Raw genomic sequence first — 21292 nt, 5'->3', positions numbered from 1 at the left:
AGGGCAGCTTCCCGTAGCAGAGAAGCTGCCCCTGTCTTACGCTTCTACCAGCGCCTGGGCGCAGGCCCAGGCAGAAGACCATGCCCACTGGAAGTTGTACCCTCCCAGCCAGCCGGTCACATCCATCACTTCACCGATAAAATAGAGCCCCGGCACCTTGCGTGCTTCCATGGTCCGCGACGACAGTTCGTGCGTATCTACGCCGCCGAGGGTCACCTCCGCCGTACGGTAGCCTTCGGTGCCGTTGGGCTGCACGCGCCAGGCGGTCAGCGTCTCCACCAGCATTTCCTGCTCGCGCACGTTGAGCTGTTTTAGCGTGACGTCCGGAATTTGCCCCAGCTGCTGCAGGCACTCCACCAGCCGCTTCGGTAGCTGCATAGCGAGGGTGTTTTTCAGGCTTTGATTCGGATGTTCGCTCCGCTGCTCGTTAAGGAAATCATCAAGATGGCAATCAGGCAGCAGGTTGATGGTGACAAACTCGCCCGGCTGCCAGTAGCTGGAAATCTGCAGTACCGCCGGCCCGGAGAGCCCGCGGTGGGTAAACAGCAGATTCTCGCGGAACACCGTGCCGTCCTGTGCGGTAATGGTTGATGGCACCGAAACGCCCGAGAGCACCTGCAGCTGCTCAAGCAGCGGTTTATGCAGAGTAAAGGGCACCAGCCCCGCACGGGTCGGCAGCACCTTGAGACCAAACTGCTCGGCAAGTTTATAGCCGAACGGCGATGCCCCCAGTCCGGGCATCGACAGGCCGCCGGAGGCGACCACCAGTTTTTTCGCCGCCACCTCGTCGCCATTAAGTTGCAGTCTGTAGCCTTCATCATCGCGTTCTACGCTGATAATTTCGCTACGCAGGCGAATTTGCACGCCGCCCTTGTCACATTCCGCCAGCAGCAGGTTGACGATTTGCTCTGCGGAATCATCACAAAACAGCTGGCCGAGGGTCTTCTCATGCCAGGCAATACCGTGTTTGCCCACCAGTTCGATAAAATCCCACTGGGTATAACGCGCCAGCGCAGATTTGCAAAAATGCGGGTTCAGGCTGAGATAAGCGGCCGGCTCAATATACATATTGGTAAAGTTGCAGCGACCGCCGCCGGACATCAGGATTTTACGGCCTGGCTTTTTGCCATTATCCAGCAACAGCACGCGCAGCCCCGCCTGGCCCGCCTGCGCTGCACAAAACATTCCCGCCGCTCCGGCGCCAATTACAATGGCATCAAACCTTTCCACACAACTTTCCTCATATCCCGATTGTCGGGAATTGTAAATTTTTCACGCTGGTCGCACCAGCACGAAAATCGATGTATTCATGTACATCATTGAAAGATATAGGATTACTCTCAAGCAGGTAAAATCCAGACAGGAAGAAAATCAAAAAAAGTCTATATTTCACTTTGCCCGCGCCGCTAAAGTCACTGATAATGCGCCGCGTTCATGTCCTCAAAATGGCGTAACGTCCTATGCTACATTTATTTGCCGGTCTGGATTTACATACCGGGCTATTACTATTGCTTGCTTTAGCTTTCGTGCTGTTTTACGAAGCGATTAACGGTTTTCATGATACCGCAAACGCTGTTGCTACTGTGATTTACACACGCGCAATGCGGTCACAACTTGCGGTTGCGATGGCGGCCCTCTTCAACTTCTTCGGCGTTCTGTTGGGTGGTCTCAGCGTCGCTTATGCCATCGTGCATATGCTGCCGACCGACCTGCTGCTTAACATGGGTTCCGCACATGGCCTCGCCATGGTGTTCTCTATGCTGCTGGCAGCGATTATCTGGAACCTCGGTACCTGGTATTTTGGCCTTCCGGCCTCCAGCTCGCACACGCTGATCGGCGCTATCATCGGTATTGGTTTAACCAATGCGCTGATGACCGGCACGTCCGTGGTCGACGCGTTGAATATCCCGAAAGTCATCGGTATTTTTGGCTCACTTATCATCTCACCGATTGTTGGTCTGGTGGTCGCTGGCGGCCTGATTTTCATTTTGCGTCGTTACTGGAGCGGTACCAAAAAACGCGCCCGTATTCACCTGACGCCTGCAGAACGTGAAAAGAAAGACGGTAAGAAAAAGCCGCCGTTCTGGACCCGTATTGCCCTGATTCTGTCCGCCATTGGCGTATCGTTCTCGCACGGTGCTAACGACGGCCAGAAAGGCATTGGTCTGGTCATGCTGGTGCTGATCGGCGTGGCGCCGGCTGGTTTCGTGGTTAACATGAATGCCTCCGGCTATGAGATAACCCGGACCCGCGATGCGGTGAACAACGTGGAAACCTTCTTCGAACAGCGCCCTGAGCTGTTGAAAAAGGCCACCGGCGTTGACCAGCTGATTCCGTCTCCGGAGGCCGGGACGGCCGCCAGCGGCGGTGAGTTCCATTGCCATCCGGCGAATACCATCAACGCGCTGAATCGCGTGAAGACGGCGCTGACCGGTATTGAAAGCTACGACTCGCTCTCCATTGATCAGCGTAGTCAGCTGCGTCGCATCATGCTGTGCATTTCCGACACCACCGATAAAGTCGCGAAGTTACCGGAAGTGAATGCTGACGATCAGCGCCTGCTGAAGAAACTGAAAACCGATATGCTGAGCACCATCGAGTACGCGCCAATCTGGATCATTATGGCCGTGGCGCTGGCGCTGGGTATCGGCACGATGATCGGCTGGCGTCGCGTGGCGACCACTATCGGTGAAAAGATCGGTAAGAAAGGTATGACCTACGCACAAGGTATGTCTGCCCAGATGACCGCGGCGGTTTCGATTGGTCTGGCGAGTTACACCGGTATGCCGGTTTCCACCACCCACGTGCTCTCCTCCTCCGTAGCGGGGACGATGCTCGTCGATGGCGGCGGCCTGCAGAGAAAGACCGTCACCAGTATTCTGATGGCGTGGGTGCTTACTCTCCCGGCGGCGATTCTGCTGTCCGGCGGGCTGTACTGGATAGCGCTGAAGATTATCTAAGAAGCTGAAAGCGACAAAAAAGCGGGTCAGGAAACTGACCCGCTTTTTTTATGTCCGTTGTTTTACTTAATCTTTTTCTGGCATGAGGAAAATCTGAACATTTTTTGTTCAAAAACATGGAGGAAAAAAAATATCATCCCGGCCAGGATAAAATACCTCACAGCGGAGAATGTATGGCTTCTGTCCCCATCCCAGGACCTGGTTCAATCGTTATAGCGGGCAATATGCGTGAAGCACGCCGTCAAGGAATGTCACGTAATATGGCTACCCCATCAACGTACTACTGGTTTTATCAAAAAGTCAGAAATGGCGGCCCGTGGGATGATAAAAAATTCGCCCCGTATTTCGCCGCGTTCGGTAATTTCAATTTTGGGGCTACCGGCACCGCCGCAGGTATTCCTGCAAACATTCTTCTTATGGGCGCAGGTTGGGCGCAGGATCGTGCGGGAACCTCAAAACCCGAATGGGGGAAATGGTATGAAAAACCTCCCTATGGAGATGCCCCTACGGATCAGCGCAATATCAGAGAAGGGATAGATTATGCCATTCAGAACGGCTATTAGATGGATCCATCGGCTTGTTACGCTGGCACTTCTGGCCCTGATCGTCGGATTTGTGTGGCTAAACCACCATCCCGATCCGCGAAAGAGCGATGAGCTCCAGCGTGTTTATAAATTGTCTGACGGCGTTTGGCTCTACATGACCGTTAACAACCGAGGTGGCGCAACGGTGCCTACAATCTATCGTTACTATCTGTCGCATGAGATAGCAGGGGACAATACAGAAATTATCCAGCAGCTTACGCAGAAGAGCCCGGTGATTGAGGGGACAGGGAGTCTTACGAGTGCCGGCATAGATAAAAACGGGGAAGTGAACCTCTCTTACAGCGGGAAGGTTATCTCACTCCAGGACAATATCTCAGACCTTAGATTCTCAGTTAAGCCCTGACCCCGATGCAAAGAAGGCGAGACTCGCCTCGCCTTTCTTATGCTCAGTGCCAAATCATCAATGCGATCAGACTCACCACCACCAGACCACACAGGGCGCTGGTCAGAATAAACTGCCGCCGTACCCGCTCGCAGCGACGAATAAACTCATCATCGTGATGATCGCGATAACGTTGGGCATAAATGTACCAGACCAGGCGCACCTGTTTGCCCGGCTGCCCATGCGAAGTAAAAAAGCCTCCGCCATCAACATATTGATAAAGCAAGGGATCGCAACCACGTAGCACAACCAATAATGCACGCAATGATGAGAAGTAGCGTGCCATATTCACCACACAAACGATACACAGGGCCCAAAACAGCGCAATAGTGCTGATCATACGTCCTCCCCGGCGACCCGCCCTCGGAGACATCTCCGGAGCTAGCGCTTCCCAATACCCAACCCAACATACAATATGAGAGTGCGATTCCGATCACGTTTATTTATCCGATCGGCTCATTAAATAGTGTAGGAGATCAGTCAATTTTTTTACCACAAGGTTAATCGTTATCAATACGTAAGATGAATATATTTGTTTAACTTTTGGTGAACCAGGTGCATTGACGGAGCGCGAGGGGCGCTATAAGGTAGAAATATCTTCTACAATTAAGTCCTTAAAGGGCTGAACCCCCGCGGATTAGCACGCAGGACGCGGGCGAAGCGGCAGCACCAGCTGTCTGGTCCAATGGTCATCGACAACTTATGGAAGGAGTAACACTATGGCTTACAAACATATTCTTATTGCAGTAGACCTCTCCCCGGAAAGCAAGGTTCTGGTAGAGAAAGCCGTTTCTATGGCGCGTCCTTATAATGCCAAAGTCTCTCTGATTCACGTGGATGTTAATTACTCTGACCTGTACACCGGTCTGATCGATGTCAACCTGGGCGACATGCAGAAACGGATTTCCGAAGAGACGCACCACGCGCTGAGCGAGCTGTCTACCAATGCGGGCTATCCGATTACCGAAACCCTGAGCGGCAGCGGCGATCTCGGCCAGGTGCTGGTTGATGCAATTAAAAAATACGATATGGACCTGGTGGTCTGCGGTCACCATCAGGATTTCTGGAGCAAGCTGATGTCTTCCGCACGTCAGCTCATCAACACCGTTCACGTCGATATGCTGATTGTGCCGCTGCGCGATGAAGAAGACGAATAACCGTTCGCGCGGTTAACCATCAGAATGCCAGCGCCCGCCTTTGCGGGCGTTGTTGTTTTTTACGAAGGGCCTATTTGCCAGCGCCCATTGCCTGCGTCCATTGGCCGATGCAAATATAACTAACCCGCCTTTACCGCCAGGATATCAAACCGAATATTTATTAACTATTAGTGTGATCAACCAATTATTAGAAAAATAATCTATATAATAATCTACTCACAAAGCCAATAGCCGCATCATTGCGCTTCATCATACTTTTTCAGCGCGTTCTGGCATACGCGTTCATACTTTTTTGGGATTGCACTACAAGGCGAAGGAATATGAAAACTACTGCACCTACGGGGCTGTTGCAGCAACCTCGTCCGTTCTTCATGATTTTTTTGTGGAATTATGGGAGCGATTTGGTTATTACGGCGTCCAGGGGATCCTGGCGGTCTTTTTTGTTAAACAACTTGGATTTTCTCAGGAACAAGCGTTTATTACCTTTGGCGCCTTTGCCGCGCTGGTTTATGGGCTGATCTCCATCGGCGGCTATGTTGGCGACCACCTACTCGGCACCAAACGCACGCTGGTTCTTGGGGCCGTGGTGCTGGCGCTGGGCTACTTCATGACCGGGCTGTCGCTACTTAAACCCGACCTGATTTTTATCGCCCTCGGGACGATTGCCGTCGGTAACGGGCTATTTAAAGCCAATCCCGCCAGCCTGCTGTCAAAGTGCTATCCACCCAAAGATGCCCGTCTCGACGGCGCATTCACCCTGTTTTATATGTCGATTAATATCGGCTCGCTGCTGTCGCTCTCTCTGGCGCCGGTGATCGCGGAAAAATTTGGCTATGCCGTAACCTATAACCTGTGCGGCGTGGGGCTGATTATCGCCCTGCTGGTCTATTTCGCCTGCCGTGGAATGGTGAAAGATATCGGTTCAGAGCCGGATCATCGGCCGCTTGTTGTGCGCAATCTGCTGTACGTGCTGGTCGGCACGGTGGCAATGGTGTTCCTTTGCGCCTGGCTGATGCATAACGTCAAAATCGCTAACCTGGTGCTGATTGTCCTCTCTGTCATCGTGATTATTTTCTTCTTCCGCGAAGCCTTCAGACTGGATAAAACCGGGCGCAACAAAATGTTTGTCGCCTTTATCCTGATGCTGGAAGCGGTGCTGTTCTACATTCTGTACGCGCAGATGCCGACATCGCTAAACTTCTTCGCCATCAATAACGTTCACCACGAGATCCTCGGCATGACCATTAACCCGGTCAGCTTCCAGGCCCTGAACCCGTTCTGGGTGGTGGTGGCCAGTCCGGTGCTGGCGGCGATTTATACCCGCCTTGGCAACAAAGGCAAAGACCTCACCATGCCGATGAAATTTACCCTCGGCATGTTTTTATGTTCGCTGGGCTTCCTGACCGCCGCCGCCGCGGGAATCTGGTTTGCCGATGCTCAGGGGCTGACGTCGCCGTGGTTTATCGTGCTGGTTTATCTGTTCCAGAGTCTGGGAGAGCTGCTGATCAGCGCGCTGGGGCTGGCAATGGTCGCCGCGCTGGTGCCGCAGCATCTGATGGGCTTTATTCTGGGCATGTGGTTTCTGACTCAGGCAGCCGCCTTCCTGATGGGGGGATACGTCGCCACCTTCACCGCCGTGCCGGACAATATCACCGACCCGCTGCAAACCCTGCCGGTTTATACCGGCGTGTTTAGCAAGATTGGTCTGGTGACGCTGGGTGTGACCCTGGTGATGGCGATGCTGGTACCGTGGCTCAACCGGATGATTAATACGCCGTCGAGCGACAAATAATAACCTGCTTAACCTCAGCGGCGGGTGTCGCTGAGGTTACCCTTTCCGCGCGGCAATCCAGTCCCGCACTTCTATGACAAACTCGTCCGGCGCTTTGCGATACATCTTACGCGCCAGGTCCAGAATAGTATGTTGCCCTAGCGCCTCTTCCATTCGCTGCTGCGCCATATCCATCACCGAGCGCACGCCGCAGATCCCTTCGCAGGCCCATTCCGGCGGCTGTGCGTCAAACACCGCCAGCCGCTGGCGAATTTCACGACATTCAAAGATACGCTTATCACCATCGATGGCGTTGACCACATCCAGGACCGTTATCTGTTCGGCGGGTTTTGCCAGCTGAAATCCGCCGCCCTTACCCTCAATGCTGCGTACCAGACCGGCTTTAGACAGGCGGGTGAAGATTTTGGCCAGATAGTCGTAGGGCACGCTTTGCAGATCGGCAATTTCCCGCACGCTCATCTCGCGGGCATCACCTTTGCTATCCACCATACACATCAGGCTATGGATGCCGTATTCAACTCCGGAACTGTAAAATGCCATGCTCTAATCTCAGCCAAAAAGAATCTGAGTTATTGTAGCTTTTTCGCCCCAACCGTGCCAGAAGGATAAAATAACAAGTTAAGATGAAAAATTTAAATTTGTTTTTTATCAACACGATGAATGCAAATCAAGGGATAAAACCCAGACCGCAGCACAAATCACATTGCAAACTAATACTACGACAAATAAAATCCGAGTAAAGATATCGTCGTTAACAATGAGTGAAACCATCATGCGTAAACAAATTCTGGTTGTCGGTGCCGGCTTTTCGGGAATGTGGGCTGCGCTTAGCGCCGCCCGCCTGGCCGATCAATATCAACATCAGGCCGTGGATATCACCGTCATTGCGCCGCAGCCAGAGCTGCGCGTGCGTCCACGCTTCTATGAGAAAGCGGTACCAACGCTGATTGCGCCGCTGCAACCTTTGTTTGATGCTACCGGCGTGCACTTCCTGCGCGGCACCGTTTCACAGCTCCTTCCGGCCAGCAAAGCCGTCGTCTGGACGGATACCAACGGTGAAACACAGCAGAAGCGCTACGACCGGTTAATCCTGGCCAGCGGCAGCCATGTGAACCGTTCGTTAGTGGCCGGCGCCGATGCTTATGCCTTCGATCTCGACCAGCTGGAGAGCGCCAGCGTTCTGGAACAGCACCTGCAATCACTGGCTCACGAAGCCGATAGCGAGCCACGCAATACCGTTGTTGTCTGCGGCGGTGGCTTCACCGGCATTGAGATGGCCATGGAGTTACCCGGCAGGCTGCGCGAGATTCTGGGTGAGAATGCTAAGACCAGAGTAGTCGTAGTTGAACGCGGTCCGCTGCCGGGATCGCGTTACAGCGAAGCGCTACGCGACGTTATCGTCCAGGCCTCCGCAGAGCTCGGTGTTGAATGGCGGGTCAATACTGAAGTTGAGCGGATTGATGCCGATGGCGTCATGCTTAAAGACGGGCAGAAGATCGCATCCCGCACCGTTATCTGGACGGTTGGCGTGCAGGCAAACGGCCTGACGGCACAAATTGAAGCGCCTCGCGATCGCCTGGGTCGTCTGCATGTGAACACGGCGCTTCAGGTGGTCGGCTATGACGATATCTATGCCACCGGCGACGTGGCCTACGCGGCGACCGATGACAAGGGAAACCATGCGTTAATGACCTGTCAGCACGCTATTTTGCTGGGTAAATTTGCCGGTAACAACGCAGCGGCAAGTCTGCTGGATGTCGCGCCGTTGCCGTATCGCCAGGAAAACTACGTCACCTGCCTCGATCTCGGCGCCTGGGGTGCAGTCTATACCGAAGGGTGGGATCAGCAGGTGAAGCTGACCCGGGAGGAAGCGAAAAAGCTGAAGGTGTCGATCGTCAGCGAGCTTATCTATCCGCCGAAGGCTGAGAAAGCGGTAGCCTTTGAGATTGCTGACCCGCTGGCGCCGTTTGTCTGAACCCAGGAAACGCCCCGGTTGCGCTGCGCTTACCGGAGCGATGAACGGTCGCCCGGATATAAGGCAGGTATGCCGCCATCCGGGGGAACGATGGTGGCTGAAGCGTTACTCGGGCGTCCCGGCGTAAATATCGAAGCGGTGGCCTTTGGTGACCACCGCGTTCGGCGTGGCGACATCCGCCAGCGGCGGGGCGTAATCCGGACGTTTCACCACCACCCGTTTGGTCGCCAGCTGACGCGCTGGCTCCAGCAGTCCGTCAGCATCCAGATCCGGCCCCACCAGCGACTGAAATACGCGCATCTCTTTCTTCACCAGCGCGCTTTTCTGCTTATGCGGGAACATCGGGTCAAGATAGACCACCTGCGGGCGTGGCGTAATGTCCGTCAGCGCCGTCAGGCTGGAGGCGTGAATCAGCTGTAAACGCTCCCGAAGCCACGGGCCGATTTCCGGGTCAGCGTAGCCACGAGCCAGCCCGTCATCAAGCAGGGCCGCCACTACCGGGTTACGTTCCAGCATGCGCACCCGGCAGCCCACCGAGGCCAGCACGAAGGCATCGCGACCCAGCCCTGCCGTCGCATCCACCACATCCGGCAAATAGTCGCCTTTAACGCCCACCGCTTTCGCCACCGCCTCGCCGCGACCGCCGCCAAATTTACGTCGGTGGGCCATCGCCCCACCGACGAAATCAACGAAGATCCCGCCGAGCTTTGGCTCATCGCGTTTACGCAGCTCCAGATGTTCGCGGGTCATAACCAGCGCCATCAGGTTGTCATCATCCTGCGTCAGGCCCCAGCGAGCGGCAAGAACAGATAAGGCGCCGTCTCCGGCGCCCGTTTCATCAATTAAGCAGATTTTCACGTCCACTTTACCCTAAAGAATGCGCGTTGCATCAAGACAACAAAAGAACGAATCCCTGGCCACGCACAGAGTATGCGGCCAGGGCGAGTGAGTGCCGTTGCCAAAGAGGCAGCCTGAGGAATGACGGGGAAATTAGCCCTTAATCCCGTAATGCTCCAGCATCGCGTCGAGCTGCGGTTCGCGTCCACGGAAGCGTTTGAACAGCACCATCGGCTCTTCGGAACCGCCGCGGCTCAGGATGTTATCGAGGAACGACTGGCCGGTTTCACGGTTGAAAATCCCCTCTTCTTCAAAGCGCGAGAAAGCATCCGCCGCCAGGACATCGGCCCACAGATAGCTGTAATAGCCTGCCGCATAGCCCCCGGCAAAAATATGGCTGAAGGCATGTGGGAAACGACCCCAGGACGGCCCTGGCACCACGGCGACCTGCTTTTTGATTTCCGCCAGCGTTTCGAGGATTTTCGCCCCTTGCTCCGGCTGGTACTCCGCATGCAGACGGAAGTCGAACAGGCCGAACTCCAGCTGACGCAGAATGAACAGCGCGGCCTGATAGTTTTTCGCCGCCAGCATTTTTTCCAGCAGCGCCTGCGGCAGCGGTTCACCGGTTTCATAGTGGCCGGAGATAAATGCCAGCGCTTCCGGCTCCCAGCACCAGTTTTCCATAAACTGGCTCGGCAGCTCGACCGCATCCCACGGCACCCCGCTGATGCCGGAGACGCCGGCGGCATCGATACGGGTCAGCATATGGTGCAGACCGTGACCAAACTCGTGGAACAGCGTGATCACTTCATCGTGAGTAAACAGCGCCGGTTTGCCGTTCACCGGGCGGTTAAAGTTGCAGGTCAGGTAGGCCACCGGCTTTTGCAACGAGCCGTCGAGTTTGCGCATCTGCCCGACGCAGTCATCCATCCACGCCCCGCCGCGTTTGTGCTCGCGAGCATACAGATCGAGATAGAAGCTGCCGCGCAGTTCGTTGTTCTCATCATACAGCTCGAAGAAACGCACTTCCGGGTGCCAGACATCCACATCGGTACGCTCTTTGGCGCTAATCCCGTAAATGCGGTTCACCACTTCAAACAGGCCGTTAACGGCTTTGTTTTCCGGGAAATAGGGGCGCAGCTGCTCATCGCTGATGCTGTAGAGATGCTGCTTCTGTTTTTCACTGTAGTACGCGATATCCCACGGCTGCAGCTCGTCGACGCCGAACTCCGCTTTTGCGAAGGCGCGCAGCTGAGCCAGCTCTTTCTCGCCCTGCGGACGAGCGCGTTTCGCCAGGTCGGTCAGGAAGTCGAGCACCTGCTGCGGGTTCTCCGCCATTTTGGTCGACAGCGATTTGGAGGCATAGCTGTCAAAGCCCAGCAGCTGGGCCAGCTCGTGGCGCAGCGCGAGAATTTCTGCCATCACCGGGCTGTTGTCCCATTTGCCGGCATTCGGCCCCTGGTCCGACGCGCGGGTGGAGTAGGCGCGATACAGCTCCTCACGCAGCCCCTGGTTGTCGCAGTAGGTCATCACCGGCAGATAGCTCGGAATATCCAGCGTCAGCAGATAGCCTTCCTGCTCTTTCGCCTGGGCCTGAGCCTGGGCTGCCGCCAGCGCGCTTTCCGGCATCCCGGACAGCTCAGCGACGTCAGTGACCAGCTTGCTCCAGCCCATGGTGGCGTCGAGCACGTTGTTGCTGTACTGGTTGCCGAGCTCAGACAGGCGTGCGGCAATCTCGCCGTAGCGTTTCTGCTGCTCTTTCGCCAGGCCAATCCCCGACAGTTCAAAATCGCGCAGCGCGTTATCCACCGCTTTTTTCTGCGCGGTGTTCAGCGTGGCGTAATGGTCACCGTCGCGCAGATCGCGATAGGCTTGATACAACCCTTCATGTTGACCGACCCAGGTGCTGTATTCCGACAACAGCGGCAGCGTTTGTTCATAGGCTTCGCGCAGCTCGGGGCTGTTCTTGACCGAGTTCAGATGACTGACCGGCGAGAAGATGCGTCCCAGCACATCATCCACTTCAGCCAGCGGCTGGCAGAGCGTTTCCCAGCTGTACGGCGCGCCTTGCGCGACCACGCTTTCTACCGCGGCCCGACAGTCGTCCAGCGCTTTGGTAACCGCAGGGACGACGTGTTCCGGCTTGATCGCAGAAAAAGGCGGCAATGAAAAAGGCGTCAATAATGGATTGGTCATATGCGCAGTCCTGTTGAAAAGGGTGAATGAAGCGCGCGTTCCGGCGCTTTAGCATGAGATCTAGAATGGGGGATCGTGACGGGAATTTCAATGTCACACCGTGCCAGACGCCGGGTATTGCTGCAATAAGTGGGCGTTATTGGCGCAGGCAGTTTGAATCCGCACAGCACGGAGAAACCGGAGCTTACGCCTGGTACATGAGGATTTGATTCGCTTCGCTCACCCTTCGGGTCACCCTGAAGGGCGTTCAAAGATATATCGTTATGAGCACCGCCCGGCTTCAAACTGACAAGCACAAGAGTCCTGATAAGACAGATCCTCAGTGGTTGCCTGACTGGCGCCGGTTTTCCCCGGCTATGTGGGCCGGGGACATGGTCATCCGACAAACCGGACGGGGTGGATTAATGTGCTTTCAGCGCCATCTGGTATGCCGCCGGCAGATTCACCCGCTGCCAGAACTGCTGGTCGGCGGTCTCGCCCGACAGCGGATAGCCCGCCGGAAGCGCGGTTTTCACCATCAGCGCCCGGCGCTGGGCGGCGGACAGATGAGGTAGCGCGGTCTCCAGCAGAACCTCTGCGCCTTCCGGCACCGTCAGCGCTGACTTTTCCCCCTTCTGCTGCGGCAGGTTGTAGGTCATGGTGAACGCGTAAAATGCGTTCATCGCCGGGTCGCGGTACGGGTCGTCTTTTCCGGCCGGCTTCGCGCACTCGGCCAGTGAAGTCGCGCACTCTTTTTCCAGCGCCGTTCGCAGCTGATCGCGCGCTTCATTGAACAGCGAACGATACTTCGCGTCGTTGAGGTAATGCGCGACGTTACGCTGCGCCACCATCCGCGACCCCATCACATCCAGCGGGTAATGGACGCCAAGCACAATGCGGGAATAGCCGTAGCGCGCGCCGCGGGTCACCAGCGCATCAAAGCGCTCCGGGATCATTTCAGCCATCAGCAGCGCATCGGTGTAACCGGTGTTGGTGTGTCCGCTGGGGAAGGAACCTCCGTCAGCGGTGTAAGGCTGGTTGTCCTTTATCACCACATCGTCCGGCACCAGATGAATGGTATTGCCCTGAATCAGGAACGGTCGCGGGTTGTTATAATGCTTTTTCGCCGCCCCCGTACTGACTTCACTGGCCTTAATCAGCGCCGCGGCTTTACCCAGCTCGCCTTTGTCGTAGGCCGTGAGGAAGGCTTTGCCGAGCCGCGGGCCCAGCGCATCGCTGAGGAAATAGAGATAGCTAATCCCTTCCGCATCCGCCAGCGCCTGATGGCGGGTAGCCTGCGTTGCATCGCGGTTGATCGCGGTCACCGTCGCCAGGTTATCCTTCACCACCGAATCCGGGAGCTTGCTGAAGGCGGCCAGCAGCGCGATACCCGCCTGCTGATTCGCTTTCTCCTCAAAATCGTAGCCGCTGGCCTTCAGCCAGGCCTTATCCGCCTGGGTTTTACTCTGTTTTGCGTGCGCGAGCTGGCCGCGGCTGAGCGTGGCGGCATCGCCCTTCAGCGCAGCGCGCAGCTGCGTCAGCGCCTGACCTTCGAGACTGTCAAACGCCTGGCTGGCCGCCGCTGGCGTCACGCTACCGGCGATCGCCGCCGCCTGGTTCAGCGGAACCTCTTTCGCCAGAGCCGGCAGCGCCAGGATTAACGCTGAGGTCAGGAGTGTGATTTGCAATTTCATTATTTTTCCTTTTATTCAAACAATTACCTTGCCTTCACGCGACGCTAGCGCTGATATTTGACGTTTTTATGACGCGGTCATGTTTTGCAACGCTTTTGACCTCATTGAAACAGCACGGTGCTACAGCGGTAATCTGTACGGATCTGCGGTAAACTATCGGTCATCTTGTTTAATTCCCGGAATCTCTGCATCCATGCTCAGTTATCGCCACAGCTTTCACGCAGGCAACCACGCCGACGTCCTTAAACACACCGTTCAGAGTTTGATCATTGAATCGCTGAAAGAGAAAGAAAAACCGTTTCTCTATCTGGACACTCACGCCGGCGCGGGCCGCTATCAGCTGAGCGGCGAGCACGCCGAACGTACGGGTGAATACCTGGAAGGCATTTCCCGTATCTGGCAGCAGGACGACCTGCCGGCCGAGATGGAAGCCTACATTTCCGTCATCCAGCATTTCAACCGTAGCGGCCAGCTGCGCTACTACCCGGGTTCTCCGCTGATCGCTCGCCAGCTGCTGCGCGAGCAGGACAGCCTGCACATGACCGAACTGCACCCGAGCGATTTTCCGCTGCTGCGTTCGGAATTTCAAAAAGATGCCCGTGCCCGCGTGGAAAAAGCCGATGGCTACCTGCAGCTGAAAGCGAAGCTGCCGCCGGTATCCCGTCGCGGCCTGATTCTTATCGATCCGCCGTACGAGATTAAAAGCGACTACCAGGCGGTCGTGGCCGGTATCCACGAAGGTTACAAACGCTTTGCCACCGGCACCTATGCGCTGTGGTATCCGGTGGTACTGCGCGCGCAGATTAAGCGCATGATCAGAGATCTGGAAGCGACCGGCATTCGCAAAATCATGCAGATTGAACTTGCCGTGCGTCCGGACAGCGATCAGCGCGGCATGACCGCTTCCGGGATGATCGTCATTAACCCACCGTGGAAGCTGGAACAGCAGATGAACAACGTCCTGCCGTGGCTGCATAAGAAGCTCTCGCCGACCGGCATCGGACATGCCACCGTCGGCTGGATCGTACCGGAGTAATCACAGCCATCGGTGGAACCTTTTACGCCTCGCGCTACAATCGCGGTCATTCAACGATTAAGGGCCTACCAGGATAGGTCTTCTAAGGATACAGGCTATGAGCAAACATTATGATTACATCGCTATCGGCGGCGGCAGCGGCGGCATCGCCTCCATCAACCGTGCGGCAATGTATGGCCAGAAGTGCGCGCTGATTGAAGCTAAAGATCTGGGCGGCACCTGCGTCAACGTCGGCTGCGTACCGAAGAAAATCATGTGGCATGCGGCGCAAATTCGCGAAGCGATTCATCTGTATGGCCCGGACTACGGTTTCGATACCACGATTAATCACTTCGACTGGGACAAACTGGTAGCCAGCCGCAGCGCATATATCGACCGTATCCACACCTCCTATGACAACGTGTTAGGCAAAAATAAGGTGGATGTCATCAAAGGCTTCGCCCGTTTTGTGGATGCCAAAACCGTGGAAGTGAATGGCGAAACGATCACCGCCGATCATATCCTGATCGCCACCGGCGGCCGTCCGAGCCATCCGTCTATTCCGGGCGTTGAGTATGGCATCGACTCTAACGGCTTCTTCGAGCTGCCGGCCCTGCCGAAGCGCGTCGCGGTGGTGGGCGCAGGCTATATTGCCGTTGAGCTGGCTGGCGTCATTAACGGCCTCGGCGCCGAAACGCACCTGTTCGTGCGTAAACATGCGCCGCTGCGCAGCTTCGATCCGCTGATCGTTGATACCCTGGTCGAAGTGATGAACACCGAAGGGCCGCAGCTGCACACTCACGCCATTCCGCAAGCGGTAGTGAAAAACGCGGACGGCAGCCTGACGCTTCAGCTGGAAGATGGCCGGAGTCAGACCGTGGATTGCCTGATCTGGGCCATTGGTCGTGAGCCGGAGACCGATAATTTCAACCTCGCAGCCGCTGGCGTAAAAACCAACGACAAAGGCTATATCGTGGTGGATAAATTCCAGAACACCAACGTGCCGGGGATCTATGCCGTGGGTGATAACACCGGGGCGGTGGAGCTGACGCCGGTCGCGGTAGCCGCGGGCCGTCGCCTGTCCGAACGCCTGTTCAACAACAAGCCGGAAGAGCATCTGGATTACAGCAATATCCCGACCGTGGTCTTCAGCCATCCGCCGATCGGCACCGTCGGTTTAACCGAGCCGCAGGCGCGAGAGCAGTATGGCGATGACGCCGTGAAGGTCTATAAATCGTCCTTTACCGCGATGTATACCGCCGTGACTTCGCACCGCCAGCCGTGTCGCATGAAGCTGGTATGCGTCGGCCCGGAAGAGAAAATTGTCGGCATTCACGGTATCGGCTTCGGCATGGATGAAATGCTGCAGGGATTTGCAGTGGCGCTGAAAATGGGCGCAACCAAGAAGGACTTCGACAATACCGTGGCGATTCACCCGACCGCCGCGGAAGAGTTCGTGACCATGCGTTAATCTCTTCAGCCCCGTGTTCTCACGGGGCTTTTTTTATGCGCTCATCGCCTGCCGTATAGGACGATTTTGCGACCTGATTTTGCAAAATCGCCTGCCCGATGTAGTTACTCCAGTTAAAGCTGTTTTGCAGCACCACCACCGCATTCTGATTAGCCTTATCAAAACCGATATAGCTGGAATAGCCGCCGATATAGCCCACCTGATAGGTGATTCTTTGCCCGCCGAGCGTATCGGTCACCCAGGCGATATTGGCCGCCTCTTTTTCCCGTGGATAGTAATCAACGCTGACGTCGGCAAAAGCCTTATCCAGCGCGGCATGATGGGTCGGAGAAAAATGAGCGCGGGCATATTCAATCAGGTCGCGGGCGTTACTGTACAGACTTGCCGCGCCCACCATGTTGTTGCTGAACTGCCAGTCAGGAGTCAGCGCGCCGCGAGGTTTAAACCTGGGCTGATCGCCCGCATGGCCGAGCGCCCGCCGGGAAAAACCGCGCAACGTTTGCGGCCGATAGCTGGTACTTTGCATCGCTAGCGGCTGAAAAATCTTTCGCCACGCCAGGCTTTCTATCGACTCCCCGGTCTGATAGGTGAGGAGGTAACCCAGAATCGCGTAGCCAAGATTGGAGTATTTCGGCTCGCGGGTGAGCGGCGCGTCAAAGGTGCTCAGGTAGCCCAGCACGTTGTCGCTATCGAGCTCGTGATAGAAGTTTTCACCATCGCTCAGATAGACCAGCAAATGTTCAAGCGACAGCAGGTTCATCGGCTGACGCGGCAGACCCGACGTGTGCGTCACCAGTTGCAGCAGCGTGATTTTCTTTGCATCGTCGCTAAGCGGTGTCCCCGGCGGAAGCAGCGTGAGTAGCGTGTCGTCCCAGTGCAGCCGCCCTTCGTTGACCAGTAACGCGATCGCTTCAGCGGTGGTTCCTTTGCTCAGGGAACCCAGCGCAAAGAGCGTATCCGGGGTGATGGGGTAGCGGTTTTTGGCATCGGTCACACCGTAGCAGTGAAACTCCGCCGGGCCATTACGCTGGATGATCGCCACCACCACGCCGCTGACCTGTTTCTGCTGCATATAACGGCCGACAAGGGTATCGATGGGCAACGCACGGCCATTTTGCCCGACCAGCGCGGTTGCCTCAGAGGGGGCGCTCATTTGCGAGAGCGTTCCGGAGCATCCTACAAGCAGCAGTGACGCCAATAGCACAGGGCTCAACTGCCTGTTCAAACCATACCTTCCTGCCGTGCTGAAACCAATGAGGGGAATTAAAGACGCCGGGATCGTAGCGACTGTCAACGATCATTGCAAAGCGAACAGGCTGAAATGATCGGCGCAATGATGCCAGCCTGGCCGTCTTTCCTGTGTCCTCAGGCGGTACCATTATTGCCATGGCGCATAAACGCCGGTCGCTGATTAAGCGTCATATACCAGCGCTCTACCGCCGGCAGCTCCGGATGGGCAAAAGGCGTCATTTTCCAGCGGTGTACCGACAGACCCAGTACGATGTCCGCCAGCGTAAACTGAGGGCCGGCGATCCATGCGCCGGTGCGCTGCAGCTGTGATTCCACGATCTGCACGCAGCGGGTCCAGGCCGCAATGCTCTCCTTTATCGCCACCGGATCCTGAAAACGCGGGTCTTTACGCACCAGCCCCATAAAGGCATAGCGCCAGGCATTGTTAAACTCCGTGGCCTGCCAGTCCATCCAGCGCTCGACATCCGCTGCGCCCTGAGGCGTAACCGGTAGCAAATCCTCACGCCCGGTTTTGCGCGTCAAATAGCGACAGATGCTGTTTGACTCCCACAGCACAAAATCATCATCAAGCAGCACCGGCACCAGGCCATTTGGGTTCAGGGCGCGAAATTCGGCGGTATCGACCGGCTGGAAACCGCTGCCGTAATCCTCCTGCTGATAAGTCAGACCGACTTCATCGCAGGTCCATAGCACTTTACGAACGTTAATTGATGAGCGTTTGCCCAGTATTTTTAGCATCGTGACATCCTTAAGCGAAGGAACGTGACTTCCACCCTACTCTATCCGGCGACAAAGAGGCAGCCTGCCGGATAATGTGTATAGTTGATTTCAGCCTTTTTTGCTGACACAGGGAACCCGCCATGCTGACTCCGTTTACTGTTTTCACTCCGGGCAATATTCGTTTTGGCCGAGGTCTTGCCGGGAGCGCTGCCCCCTGGCTGGCCCAGCGTACCGCGAAGGTGCTGCTGGTCCACGGCGCCAGCCCGCAGCGGGCCGGTTTTTTACTCGCCGGGCTGCACGCCCATCATCTTGACGTGACTACGCTATCCGTTGCCCATGAGCCCTGCCTGGAAGATATCGAACAGGGAGTGCATCTGGCGCGGGAACACGGCATCGGGGCGGTGGTCAGCCTCGGCGGCGGCGCGGTTATCGACGCTGGAAAAGCGATTGCCGCGCTGGTGCCGGCCTCGGGTCCGGTGATGGAATATCTGGAAGTCGTGGGCAACGGGCGGCTATTAGAAGGGCCTCCGCTGCCGTTTGTCGCTATCCCGACTACCGCCGGTACCGGCGCTGAGGTCACGAAAAATGCGGTGATTAACGTCACGCAGCAGCAGCGAAAAGTCAGCCTGCGCGACGATCGTATGCTGCCGGACCTGGCCATCGTCGACCCGGCGCTGACCGATAACGCCCCGCGCGCGGTAACGCTCGGCTCCGGCCTTGACGCGATTACCCAGCTCATTGAGCCCTGGCTTTGTACCCGCGCCAATCCTTTTAGCGATGCACTTTGCCTGGCTGCTATTCCGCGCGGAATCAAAGCGCTCCGCACGTTGATGGAAAAAGAGTGCCCGGACAGCCGCGATGAGATGGCCTGGGTTAGCCTGTGCGGCGGACTGGCGCTGGCCAATGCCGGTCTTGGCGTCATTCATGGACTTGCCGGCCCGCTGGGAGGACTGAGCAATGCTTCCCACGGCGCACTCTGCGGCAGCCTGCTGCCTTACGGCCTGGCGCTCAATGAGTCGCAGATCAGCAACAGGGCTATCCGCGGGCGCTTTGACCAGGTCCGCCAGTGGCTGGCCGACGGGCTGGACGTCGAGCCGGAGACCGCCTGGGATAGCCTGCGCGAATGGAGCCGTGGTGCCGGACTGGGGAATCTACGCGAACTGGGCGTACCGCACGAGGCCCTGGAGTCTGCGGCGCTGGCAGCCAGCAGCTCCTCATCAATGAAAGCGAATCCGGTGCAGCTGGATAGCGAGCAGTTGCTGGAGATGCTGGAAGCGGCGTGGGAGTGAGGCCAGGTCTTATCCGGCATAATTAGATTTTGTTGCAAATCGATTGCTCCGAATTTCCGCCTTCAACTCGTGGAAATTTACTTTAAAAAATCAATAAATTAACAACATCCCTGCGTCAGTACATCGCTAAAAATCGTGACCTGACGCACAGTTTTCTTCCGGACACCGAAGCGAATGACTAAGCTTAATAGTCAGGCCGGGAGAGGCCCGGCGCCCTGAACTGACGCGAACCGGAGGTCCGTATCACTATGTCCAGCCAGACACTACGCAACGATAATGGCGATGAACCGAAGATCGGGCGCGATCTGTGCTATGAAGCCGATCCGTATGAGTTAAAACTGGATGAAATGTTCGATGCCGAACCGGAGCCGGAGATCATCGAAGGCCTGCCGGCCTCTGATGCCCTGACGCCCGCCGACCGCTATCTGGAACTCTTTACGCATGTGCAGAAATCACGCATCTTTGCCGACAGCAAAACCTTCCCCGACTGCGCGCCAAAGCAAGACCCGCTGGATATCTTGATCCACTATCGGCGGGTGAAGCACCAGCCTGGATTCGACCTGCGCCAGTTTGTTGAAGAGCACTTCTGGATGCCGGACAACCGCACTGACGACTACGTGTCAGATCCCCGGCGATCGCTGAAAGAGCATATCGATCACCTCTGGCCGGTTCTCACCCGCGAGCCGCAGGATCATATTCCCTGGTCATCGCTGCTGGCGCTGCCGCAGTCGTATATCGTGCCCGGCGGGCGCTTTAGCGAAACCTACTACTGGGACTCCTACTTTACTATGCTGGGGCTGGCGGAAAGTGGCCGCGAAGACCTGCTGAAATGTATGGCGGACAACTTCGCGTGGATGATTGAGACCTACGGCCATATTCCTAACGGTAACCGCACCTACTATCTCAGCCGCTCGCAGCCGCCGGTGTTTGCCCTGATGGTAGAGCTGTTTGAAGAGGATGGCGTGCGCGGTGCGCGGCGCTACCTCGATCATCTGAAGCTGGAGTACCAGTTCTGGATGGACGGCGCGGATTCATTAATTCCCAATCAGGCCTATCGCCACACGGTACGTATGCCGGACGGGTCGTTACTCAATCGCTACTGGGACGACCGCGATACGCCGCGGGATGAATCGTGGCGGGAAGATGTGGAAACGGCAAGACACTCGGGCCGCCCGGCCAACGAAGTCTACCGGGACCTGCGCGCCGGTGCGGCCTCCGGCTGGGACTATTCCAGCCGCTGGCTGCGTGATATCACCCGGCTGGCGAGCATCCGTACCACCCAGTTTATTCCGATCGATTTAAACGCCTTTTTATTCAAACTGGAAAACACCATCGCCAATCTTTCCGGCCTGAAAGGCGACCGGGAAACGGAAGCGGCTTTTCGCCAGAAGGCCAGCGATCGCCGGTCAGCGGTAAACCGCTATTTATGGGATGAAGAGGGCGGCTGTTTTCGTGATTACGACTGGCGACGCGAACAGCAGGCGCTCTTCTCCGCCGCCAGCATCGTAGCGCTGTATGTCGGCATGGCCACACACCAACAGGCAGAACGGCTCGCCGATGCGGTACGCGCTCGTCTGCTGACCCCCGGCGGCATCATGGCCACCGAATATGACAGCGGCGAACAATGGGATAAGCCCAACGGCTGGGCGCCGCTACAGTGGATGGCGATCCAGGGCTTTAAACTGTACGGCCAGGACCCGCTCGGCGACGAAATTGCCCACAGCTGGCTGCAAACGGTGAACCATTTCTACAAGCAGCACCATAAGCTGATTGAGAAGTACCACATCGCCGGCGGTGTTGCCCACGAAGGCGGTGGCGGTGAATACCCGTTACAGGATGGCTTCGGCTGGACCAACGGCGTGGTGCGCCGGCTGATAGGGCTGTACGGCGAACCCTTATAACCAGGTGCTGTTCCGACAATTCATGTCCTGCTATGGTCATAGCATCTCATTCCGCAGGAATTGTTTTC

17 protein-coding genes and 1 pseudogene are annotated in these 21292 nt (G+C 56.5%); 10 read left to right on the top strand and 8 right to left on the bottom strand.

Annotation, left to right across the window (positions count from 1 at the left end; all coding sequences use genetic code 11):
* Positions 1 to 36: 36 nt before the first annotated feature.
* Positions 37 to 1230, bottom strand: a complete 1194-nt coding sequence (locus DSD31_RS01400) for a BaiN/RdsA family NAD(P)/FAD-dependent oxidoreductase (RefSeq protein ID WP_015585571.1) — start codon at positions 1228 to 1230, stop codon at positions 37 to 39.
* A 230-nt stretch (positions 1231 to 1460) separates the two neighbouring features.
* On the opposite strand from DSD31_RS01400, the gene pitA reads away from it, so the two are divergent.
* From pitA to DSD31_RS01385, 3 genes are all read left to right on the top strand, one after another.
* Complete coding sequence (pitA, locus tag DSD31_RS01395) at positions 1461 to 2960, top strand: inorganic phosphate transporter PitA (RefSeq protein WP_004868665.1); 1500 nt, start codon at positions 1461 to 1463, stop codon at positions 2958 to 2960.
* Positions 2961 to 3220: 260 nt separating this feature from the next.
* Entirely contained in the window at positions 3221 to 3523 is a 303-nt protein-coding gene (locus tag DSD31_RS01390; RefSeq protein WP_077266782.1) for a polymorphic toxin type 44 domain-containing protein, read from the top strand.
* A complete protein-coding gene (locus DSD31_RS01385) occupies positions 3501 to 3908 on the top strand; it encodes a hypothetical protein (protein ID WP_015585569.1) in 408 nt (135 codons plus the stop codon). Before DSD31_RS01390 ends, DSD31_RS01385 begins: the two co-directional genes overlap by 23 nt.
* Before the next feature lie 43 nt (positions 3909 to 3951).
* On the opposite strand, the gene uspB is transcribed toward DSD31_RS01385, so the two are convergent.
* The gene (gene uspB / locus DSD31_RS01380; RefSeq protein WP_004868671.1) at positions 3952 to 4287 is read right to left on the bottom strand and encodes a universal stress protein UspB; all 336 of its coding nucleotides are present in this window, start codon (positions 4285 to 4287) and stop codon (positions 3952 to 3954) included.
* Between the two features lie 379 nt (positions 4288 to 4666).
* On the opposite strand from uspB, the gene uspA reads away from it, so the two are divergent.
* Together uspA and dtpB are read left to right on the top strand one after the other, a co-directional pair.
* Positions 4667 to 5104, top strand: coding sequence for a universal stress protein UspA (gene uspA, locus DSD31_RS01375; RefSeq protein ID WP_004126268.1), 438 nt, complete (start codon positions 4667 to 4669; stop codon positions 5102 to 5104).
* Between the two features lie 320 nt (positions 5105 to 5424).
* Positions 5425 to 6896 (top strand): annotated as a pseudogene (gene dtpB, locus DSD31_RS01370) (dipeptide/tripeptide permease DtpB).
* A gap of 36 nt (positions 6897 to 6932) precedes the next feature.
* Here dtpB and DSD31_RS01365 read toward each other — a convergent pair.
* Entirely contained in the window at positions 6933 to 7436 is a 504-nt protein-coding gene (locus DSD31_RS01365; protein WP_004868676.1) for an RrF2 family transcriptional regulator, read from the bottom strand.
* 232 nt (positions 7437 to 7668) lie between these two features.
* On the opposite strand from DSD31_RS01365, the gene DSD31_RS01360 reads away from it, so the two are divergent.
* Positions 7669 to 8871, top strand: a complete 1203-nt coding sequence (locus tag DSD31_RS01360) for an NAD(P)/FAD-dependent oxidoreductase (protein ID WP_065907190.1) — start codon at positions 7669 to 7671, stop codon at positions 8869 to 8871.
* Between the two features lie 105 nt (positions 8872 to 8976).
* Here DSD31_RS01360 and rsmJ read toward each other — a convergent pair whose 3' ends face one another.
* From rsmJ to DSD31_RS01345, 3 genes are all read right to left on the bottom strand, one after another.
* Complete coding sequence (rsmJ, locus tag DSD31_RS01355) at positions 8977 to 9729, bottom strand: 16S rRNA (guanine(1516)-N(2))-methyltransferase RsmJ (protein WP_015585567.1); 753 nt, start codon at positions 9727 to 9729, stop codon at positions 8977 to 8979.
* Positions 9730 to 9861: 132 nt separating this feature from the next.
* A complete protein-coding gene (gene prlC, locus DSD31_RS01350) occupies positions 9862 to 11904 on the bottom strand; it encodes an oligopeptidase A (protein ID WP_113990792.1) in 2043 nt (680 codons plus the stop codon).
* A 401-nt stretch (positions 11905 to 12305) separates the two neighbouring features.
* Positions 12306 to 13577: an acid phosphatase gene (locus tag DSD31_RS01345; RefSeq protein WP_113990791.1), complete on the bottom strand. Its 1272-nt coding sequence runs from the start codon at positions 13575 to 13577 to the stop codon at positions 12306 to 12308.
* Positions 13578 to 13770: 193 nt separating this feature from the next.
* On the opposite strand from DSD31_RS01345, the gene DSD31_RS01340 reads away from it, so the two are divergent.
* Both DSD31_RS01340 and gorA read left to right on the top strand, forming a co-directional pair.
* Entirely contained in the window at positions 13771 to 14613 is an 843-nt protein-coding gene (locus tag DSD31_RS01340; RefSeq protein ID WP_004868687.1) for a 23S rRNA (adenine(2030)-N(6))-methyltransferase RlmJ, read from the top strand.
* Between the two features lie 97 nt (positions 14614 to 14710).
* Positions 14711 to 16063 (top strand): glutathione-disulfide reductase, encoded by a 1353-nt coding sequence (gorA, locus tag DSD31_RS01335; RefSeq protein ID WP_004868688.1) that lies wholly within the window; start codon positions 14711 to 14713, stop codon positions 16061 to 16063.
* A 19-nt stretch (positions 16064 to 16082) separates the two neighbouring features.
* Here gorA and DSD31_RS01330 read toward each other — a convergent pair whose 3' ends face one another.
* Both DSD31_RS01330 and DSD31_RS01325 read right to left on the bottom strand, forming a co-directional pair.
* The gene (locus DSD31_RS01330; RefSeq protein ID WP_004868690.1) at positions 16083 to 17216 is read right to left on the bottom strand and encodes a serine hydrolase domain-containing protein; all 1134 of its coding nucleotides are present in this window, start codon (positions 17214 to 17216) and stop codon (positions 16083 to 16085) included.
* Positions 17217 to 17428: 212 nt separating this feature from the next.
* The gene (locus DSD31_RS01325; RefSeq protein WP_004868692.1) at positions 17429 to 18052 is read right to left on the bottom strand and encodes a glutathione S-transferase family protein; all 624 of its coding nucleotides are present in this window, start codon (positions 18050 to 18052) and stop codon (positions 17429 to 17431) included.
* Between the two features lie 122 nt (positions 18053 to 18174).
* Between DSD31_RS01325 and DSD31_RS01320 the strand changes: the two genes are divergently transcribed.
* Both DSD31_RS01320 and DSD31_RS01315 read left to right on the top strand, forming a co-directional pair.
* Positions 18175 to 19323 (top strand): iron-containing alcohol dehydrogenase, encoded by a 1149-nt coding sequence (locus tag DSD31_RS01320; RefSeq protein WP_004868693.1) that lies wholly within the window; start codon positions 18175 to 18177, stop codon positions 19321 to 19323.
* Positions 19324 to 19571: 248 nt separating this feature from the next.
* Positions 19572 to 21224, top strand: coding sequence for an alpha,alpha-trehalase (locus tag DSD31_RS01315; RefSeq protein ID WP_004868695.1), 1653 nt, complete (start codon positions 19572 to 19574; stop codon positions 21222 to 21224).
* The last annotated feature ends 68 nt before the right edge of the window (positions 21225 to 21292 follow it).

The sequence above is a fragment of the Klebsiella sp. X13 genome (genome assembly GCF_003323835.1).
Classification (GTDB): domain Bacteria; phylum Pseudomonadota; class Gammaproteobacteria; order Enterobacterales; family Enterobacteriaceae; genus Klebsiella; species Klebsiella ornithinolytica.
This window is presented reverse-complemented; position numbering and strand designations above follow the sequence as displayed.